Genomic DNA, 7,205 nt, shown 5'->3' on the forward strand with positions numbered 1-7,205 from the left:
GGATTGAATCATGCGTGACAAGATCAAGCTCGTTTCCACGGCCGGTACCGGTCATTTCTACACCACCACCAAGAACAAGAAGACCAAGCCCGATAAGCTGGAAATGAAGAAATTCGATCCCAAGGTCCGGAAGCATGTGATGTACCGGGAAGACAAGATCAAGTAACACCCTTTTTCGGTCTGCCTCCCGGTGGTCTGCCCTGAATCTTCGGGAGGGGCCAGACTATTCCTTTGCTCCGCCATCATTTTTTGCTAAATTACTAGCACTCATGATGGTTGAGTGCCAAGGATGATTTCTCCCGCCATGTTTTATCCCTTTATCTGCGCCATGCAGCCGCTGTCCTCGCCCGTCGTACGAGGTGAGCCGCTCTGCGTGCCTTGCGCATTTTGGCCGGGATTGTAGACGGCCATGGATGAACGCGCCCGTCACCTGCTCAAATCCCTCATCGAGCAGCATATCGCCAAAGGCGTGCCGGTCGGCAGTCGCCAGTTGGCCCGTGATGCCGGCCTCAACATCAGTCCTGCTACCGTGCGTAATGTCATGGCGGATCTGGAGGACGAGGGCTACCTGATCTCCCCCCACACTTCTGCCGGGCGCATTCCCACCCATGTCGGCTATCGTTTTTTTGTCGATGCACTGCTGCGGGTGGTGCCGTTGTCGGCGGAATCCAACCGCCTGCTCATTCATCGCATCGGTTTTCGCGCTCCGGATGTGGAGCAGGTGCTGCACGCCGCCACGGGCATTCTCTCTGAACTGACGCACATGGCGGGCTTTGTGCGGGTGCCGCGGCGGGCAACACGCATTTTGCGGCATGTGGACTTTATCGCCCTGCGCGAGCGTGAGGTGTTGGCCATCTTCGTCACCGACAAGGGGGACGTGGAGAATCGTCTGATCCGCACGGAGCATCCCTTCGGTACGGCAGAACTGGCGCAGGCAGCCAATTTCTTCAATGCCACCTATGGCGGTCGACCACTGCAGGATGTCATCCATAATTTGCAGCGGGACCTGCAGCAATCCCGTCATGAAATGGACCGCATTCTGCGCAGCGCCATGGAGTTGGGTGAAGAAATGCTGGAGGAAGATCAGCAGCGCATGCTCATCGAGGGTGAATTCCAATGGCTGGATCTGCCGGAGCTGGCGGGGAGCGAACGCCTGCGCGAACTCCTGGCCGCGGTGCGGCAGAAGCGCGATCTGGTGCATTTGCTGGATGAGAGTATGCGCGGTAGTGAAGTGCGTCTTTTTATCGGTGAGGAGTCGGGCTACGCACCGCTCAGCGATTGCAGCGTGGTATCGGCGCCCTACAGCGTCGATGGGGAGGTGGTGGGAGTGCTGGGGGTGATCGGACCGATGCGGATGCCCTACCAGCAGATTATTCCGCTGGTCGATGGCACAGCGCAATTGCTTGGTCGTGCTCTGTCGCAATCCTGATGCCGCCGGGTCTTGAAATACGCCGACCCTTTCCCCATATCGTCTTGGACTCAAACTTTCAGGGGTTGATCGCACATGAATGAAGAAGAGCAGCAGCAGGAATCGCCGTCCACTGAAACTGAAGCAGAATCTGCCAGTGCAGAAGTGGTGAACTGGGAAGAGAAAGCGGAAGACTACCGCAACGATTATTTGCGTGCCTTGGCGGATACCGAGAATCTGCGCAAGCGCCATGAAAAGCAGATAGAGGACGCCCGCAATTATGCCGTGGATCGTTTTGCCCGCGAGTTGCTGCCGGTGATTGACAGTCTGGAACTGGCGCTGGCCAGTCCGGTGGAGGGTGCCGAGGGCATTGCGCAATTGCGGCAGGGTTTAGAAAATACGTTGACGCTGTTTGCGCAGGCCTTGGGAAAAGCGGGCATCGCCCCCATAGAAGTGGGCGAAGGGCGTTTTGACCCACACCTGCATCAGGCAATTGCCATGGTGGAAACGGAAGGGGACGCAAACCGGATTCTGGCGGTGCACCAGAAAGGGTATTTAATGCATGACCGCTTGTTGCGACCATCCATGGTTTCCGTTTCCAAAGCACCTAAAACGGCGGAATAGCACAACGCACACCAGACAGATTTTGCATATTCAGGAGATGATGAAATGGCTAAAGTAATAGGAATCGATTTGGGAACCACCAACTCCTGCGTCGCTGTGATGGAAGGCGATAAGGTCAAGGTAATTGAGAACAGCGAAGGCAAGCGCACCACGCCGTCGATCGTCGCTATCACGGAAGAGGGTGAAGTGCTGGTCGGTGAAGCGGCCAAGCGTCAGGCCGTCACCAATCCGGAAAATACCGTTTATGAGGTCAAGCGTCTGATCGGCCGCAAATTTGACGATGCCGAGGTACAGAAGGACCTCAAGCATGTGCCCTACAAAGTCATCAAGGCCGACAACGGCGATGCCTGGGTGGAAGTGCGCGACAAGAAGTATTCCGCGCAGCAGATTTCTGCTTTCATCCTGCAGAAGATGAAGAAGACGGCCGAAGATTATCTTGGCGAAAAGGTCAGCGAGGCGGTCATCACCGTGCCCGCCTACTTCAACGATGCGCAGCGTCAGGCGACCAAGGATGCTGGCCGTATCGCCGGTCTGGAGGTCAAACGCATCATCAATGAGCCGACTGCGGCGGCGCTGGCTTTTGGCGAGGACAAAAAGCCCGGTGACAGCAAAATTTCGGTGTATGACCTGGGTGGCGGCACCTTCGACATCTCCATCATCGAGATTGCCGAGATGGAGGGTGAGCATCAGTTTGAAGTGCTCTCCACCAATGGCGACACCTTTCTCGGTGGCGGCGATTTTGATAACCGGATCATCAATTACCTAGCCGATTCCTTTAAGGCGGAATCGGGTATCGATCTGCGCGGCGATCGTCTGGCCATGCAGCGCCTGAAGGAAGCCGCCGAGAAGGCGAAAATCGAGCTGTCTTCCGCACAGCAGACCGACGTCAACCTGCCCTTTATCACGGCGGACCAGAGCGGGCCGAAGCATCTGAACATGAAGCTGACTCGCGCCAAGCTGGAATCGCTGGTGGAAGACATTATCGACCGTAGCATGGCGCCGTGCCGGGTGGCCATGAAGGACGCCAATCTGGCCACCAGCCAGATCACCGATGTGATTCTGGTGGGTGGCCAGAGCCGGATGCCGAAAGTGCAGGAGAAGGTCAAAGCCTTTTTCGGCCAGGATCCGCGTAAGGATGTGAATCCGGATGAGGCGGTGGCTATCGGTGCAGCCATTCAGGGCGCCGTGTTGTCCGGTGACAAGAAAGACGTGTTGCTGATGGACGTGACACCATTGTCTCTTGGTATTGAGACCTTGGGCGGCGTGATGACCAAGCTGATCGAGAAGAACACCACCATCCCGACCCGCAAGTCGCAGATTTTCTCGACGGCGGAAGATAATCAGTCGGCGGTGACGGTGCATGTGTTGCAGGGTGAGCGCGAGTTGGCGCGGGATAACAAGTCGCTGGCGCGTTTTGATCTGGCCGATATTGCCAATGCCCCACGCGGCATGCCCCAGATCGAGGTGACCTTCGATATCGACGCCAACGGTATTCTCCATGTGTCGGCCAAGGACAACCAGACTGGCAAGGAGCAGTCTATCAAAATCACCGCAGGTTCCGGTCTGTCCGAGGAAGAAATCAAGCGGATGATTCAGGAGGCTGAGGCCCATGCGGCGGATGACAAGAAGGCGCGTGCGTTGATTGAAGCACGCAACGAGGCCGACGCCAGCATGCACGGCGCGCGTAAGGCGGTGGAGGAACATGCCACGGCCCCTGAGCACGACAAAACCAAGGTGACAGGAGCCATCACGGCGGTGGAAGAAGCGGCAAAGGGAGAGGATGTGGAAGCCATCAAGGGTGCGGTAGCTACCCTGATGGCTGCCATGTCGGCTTTGTTGCAGAGTGCCGCCGCCAGTCAGGCGCAGGCAGAACCCGGTGCTGATGCACCGGGCCACGCCAAGCCGGACGATGTGGTGGATGCTGAGTTCGAAGAAGTCGACAAGAAATAAAATCACCACCGGTTGCGAGGGGGCAGGGTCTGTTACCCTGTCCCTTTGCCTGCTTCAGGAAAGAAGATGGCTACACGGGATTACTACGAAATATTAGAAATTACCCGCAGCGCGGATGACGGCGAGATCAAGAAATCTTACCGGCGTCTGGCGATGCGCTATCACCCGGACCGCAATCCGGATGATGCCAGCGCTGAGGATCGCTTCAAGGAAATCAGCGAAGCCTATGAAGTGCTCTCCGATCCGCAGAAGCGGCAGGCTTACGACCGCTTTGGTCACGCCGGAGTAAATAGTGGAGGCGGTCGGCCGGGCGCTGGCTTTGGGGGCTTCAGCGGTGGTGGTGCTGGTTTCGGCGATGTCTTTAGTGATCTCTTCGAGCAGGCCTTTGGCGGTGGTTCGCGCGGCCAGGATTCGGGACGGGGTGCTGATCTGCGCTATGAACTCGAATTGACGCTGGAAGAAGCCGCGCTCGGTAAGGAAGTCACCATTCAGATTCCCAGTTCGGCCGCCTGCGAAGTGTGTCATGGTAGCGGTGCCAAGCCGGGCAGTGCCGTCGAAGATTGTAAGACCTGCGGGGGGCGCGGACAGGTGCGGATGGTGCAGGGCTTCTTCTCCGTTACGCGCCCCTGTCCACAGTGTAATGGCAGCGGCAAAACCATCAAAGATCCATGCACGAACTGTCATGGTCATGGCCGGGTGCGCAAAAATCGGGATTTGCAGGTGAAGGTGCCCGCCGGAGTGGATACGGGAGATCGTATTCGTCTGAGTGGTGAAGGCGAAGCGGGTGAACGAGGGGCAGCGTCGGGAGACCTGTATATTCAGGTGCGGGTCCTGCCGCATATGCTTTTTGAACGGGATGGTGATGATTTGCACTGTGCGGTACCCGTCAAATTTACGACCATGGCCATGGGTGGTGAGCTGGAAGTGCCGACGCTGACCGGTCGCGCTAAAGTGCAAATTGCTCCGGGTACGCAGTCGGGTGCGGTGTTCCGCCTGCGTGGCAAGGGTATCAAGGGGGTGCGCAGCAAGCTCAATGGCGATCTGCATTGCCAGATCCAGGTGGAGGTGCCGGTGCACCTCTCCCCTCGGCAAAAAGAATTGCTGGAGGAGTTCGCCCAGGAAGGCGGCGATAATGCCCAGCATCCCCAGCAGGAAAGCTGGTGGAACAAGGCCAAAGACTTTTTTGACCGGATGGGCCTCTGATGGTCAGGGTGTGGCGCGTCGGTGTTACGGCGGTGGCGGGCCGCATGGGGCGGGCCTTGGTGCGGGCCATTGTCGCTCATCCTGAGCTGCAATTGGCAGCAGCCATAGGGCGCTGCGGGGCTGATTATCTGGGGGAGGACGCCGGCCGTTTGGCGGGCGTTCACGCCTTGGGCCTTCCGGTTACTGCGAATCTCGCGGGCGCCCTGGCGGATCTGGACGTGCTGATTGAATTTGGTCCGGTAGAGGCCGCTCTGGCGCATGTCGCGGCCTGTGTGGCGGCAGCGAAACCCGTCGTGGTGGGCACGACGGGGTTTTCCGTGACGCAGCGCGCGGAGCTGGAAAACGCCAGCCGGCATATTCCGCTGGTGCTGGCACCGAATATGAGTGTCGGTGTCAACGTGTTGCTGGCCTTTTTGCCCGCCATCACAGCAGCCCTCGGCGAGGGCTATGATGTGGAGATTGTGGAGGCCCACCATCGTCACAAGATGGATGCACCTTCCGGTACCGCGCTGGCTCTGGGACGGGCGGTGGCGGTGGGGCGTGGCCAGCACCTGGACGATATCCAGTGTCTGGATCGCAATGCCATTCCCGGCCCCCGGGTGGCCGGCAGTATCGGCTTTGCGACGCTGCGTGGCGCGGACGTGGTCGGTGAACATACGGTGTGGATGGCGGGGACCGGAGAGCGGCTGGAGCTGACCCATCGTGCGTCCAGCCGTCTCAATTTTGCGGAGGGTGCCTTGCGGGCCGCCAGTTGGCTGCGGGGCAGGGCACCGGGCCTGTATGATATGCAGGATGTTCTTGGCCTGAAGGATTTGCCTGCCCTACAATGAACACCATCTGATATACGAGGAGCATCATCATGCAATACGTCGTAGCGAACCGGGTTCCCGTCAAGGCGGAGTATCGTGCAGAGTTTGAGGAGCGCTTCCGGCGCCGGGCGGGCGAGGTGGACAAGCAGCCGGGCTTCGTGCGTATGGAGATCCTGCGTCCGGTGAACGATGACGGTCTGTATGTGGTGCTGACCCATTGGGTCGATCAGGCGGCCTTCGAGGCATGGATGAAAAGTGCCGACTTCAAGACCGCGCATACCAATCCGTTGCCCAAAGAAGCTTTTGGCGAGGGCGGTGGTATTGAGCGCCACGAGGTGATCATCAGTTCTGAAGTATCGCGCTGAGAACGGGGAAGGTCATGACAGGATTGACGCGGGAACAGGTCGAGCAGTCACTGCGCGCGGTGCAGGACCCTTATCTGGGCAAAGATCTGGCAGCAGCAGGGGTCCTCAAGGGGGTCGATGGCTCCACCGTCAAACTGGAATTGCCTTACCCCAGCATGGGAGTGGCCATCAGTTTGAGCGAGGAGGTGGCCCGGCAAATCCAGAATGATCATGGCATCAGCGCGCAGGTCACTGTCGGGCACCGTATTCTTTCGCATCAGGTGCAGCGCGGCGTCAAGCTGATGGAAGGCATCAAAAACATCATTGCCGTTGCCTCCGGCAAGGGTGGGGTCGGTAAATCCACCACCGCCGTCAATCTGGCGCTGGCGCTGACCAAAGAAGGCGCCAAGGTGGGCATGCTGGACGCCGACATCTACGGACCCAGTCAGCCGCGCATGCTGGGCATTTCCGGCAAACCGACCAGTAAAGATGGCAAAAAGATGGAGCCCATGGAAGGACACGGCATCAAGGCGATGTCCATCGGATTTCTCATCGACGACGAAACGCCCATGGTCTGGCGCGGCCCCATGGTCATGCAGGCGCTGGAGCAGTTGCTCTCCGACACCCGCTGGGGCGAGCTGGATTATCTGGTGGTGGATCTGCCGCCGGGTACCGGCGATACCCAGCTCACCCTGGCGCAGAAGGTGCCGGTCTCCGGGGCGGTGATCGTCACGACGCCACAGGACATTGCCTTGCTGGACGCCCGTAAGGGTCTGAAGATGTTTGAGAAAGTGGGTGTGCCTATTCTTGGTATCATCGAGAATATGAGTTTTTATATCTGCCCGAAGTGCGGCAATGAGGACGATA

8 protein-coding genes are annotated in these 7,205 nt (G+C 58.6%); all 8 read left to right on the plus strand.

The features are described from left to right. The first annotated feature begins 10 nt into the window (after window positions 1-10). Window positions 11-166: a 50S ribosomal protein L33 gene (rpmG, locus tag M7F93_RS05575; RefSeq protein ID WP_113526044.1), complete on the plus strand. Its 156-nt coding sequence runs from the start codon at window positions 11-13 to the stop codon at window positions 164-166. 243 nt (window positions 167-409) lie between these two features. Further along, window positions 410-1,429: a heat-inducible transcriptional repressor HrcA gene (gene hrcA, locus M7F93_RS05580; protein ID WP_298170345.1), complete on the plus strand. Its 1,020-nt coding sequence runs from the start codon at window positions 410-412 to the stop codon at window positions 1,427-1,429. 75 nt (window positions 1,430-1,504) lie between these two features. Beyond that, window positions 1,505-2,032: a nucleotide exchange factor GrpE gene (gene grpE / locus M7F93_RS05585; protein ID WP_298170348.1), complete on the plus strand. Its 528-nt coding sequence runs from the start codon at window positions 1,505-1,507 to the stop codon at window positions 2,030-2,032. 45 nt (window positions 2,033-2,077) lie between these two features. Next, a complete protein-coding gene (dnaK, locus tag M7F93_RS05590) occupies window positions 2,078-3,982 on the plus strand; it encodes a molecular chaperone DnaK (protein ID WP_298170351.1) in 1,905 nt (634 codons plus the stop codon). Between the two features lie 66 nt (window positions 3,983-4,048). Next, window positions 4,049-5,185, plus strand: coding sequence for a molecular chaperone DnaJ (gene dnaJ, locus M7F93_RS05595; RefSeq protein ID WP_298170354.1), 1,137 nt, complete (start codon window positions 4,049-4,051; stop codon window positions 5,183-5,185). Beyond that, window positions 5,185-6,015 carry a 4-hydroxy-tetrahydrodipicolinate reductase gene (gene dapB, locus M7F93_RS05600; RefSeq protein ID WP_298170357.1) on the plus strand — a complete coding sequence of 277 codons (831 nt, stop codon included), beginning with the start codon at window positions 5,185-5,187 and terminating at the stop codon, window positions 6,013-6,015. The genes dnaJ and dapB overlap by 1 nt, the downstream gene beginning before the upstream one ends. 29 nt (window positions 6,016-6,044) lie before the next feature. After that, the gene (locus tag M7F93_RS05605) at window positions 6,045-6,359 is read left to right on the plus strand and encodes an antibiotic biosynthesis monooxygenase family protein (protein WP_291522461.1); all 315 of its coding nucleotides are present in this window, start codon (window positions 6,045-6,047) and stop codon (window positions 6,357-6,359) included. A gap of 14 nt (window positions 6,360-6,373) precedes the next feature. Continuing rightward, window positions 6,374-7,205 (plus strand): Mrp/NBP35 family ATP-binding protein (locus M7F93_RS05610; protein ID WP_298170361.1); only part of this gene is annotated, 832 nt, incomplete at its 3' end.

This window comes from Acidithiobacillus sp. (assembly GCF_027322205.1).
GTDB lineage: Bacteria > Pseudomonadota > Gammaproteobacteria > Acidithiobacillales > Acidithiobacillaceae > Acidithiobacillus.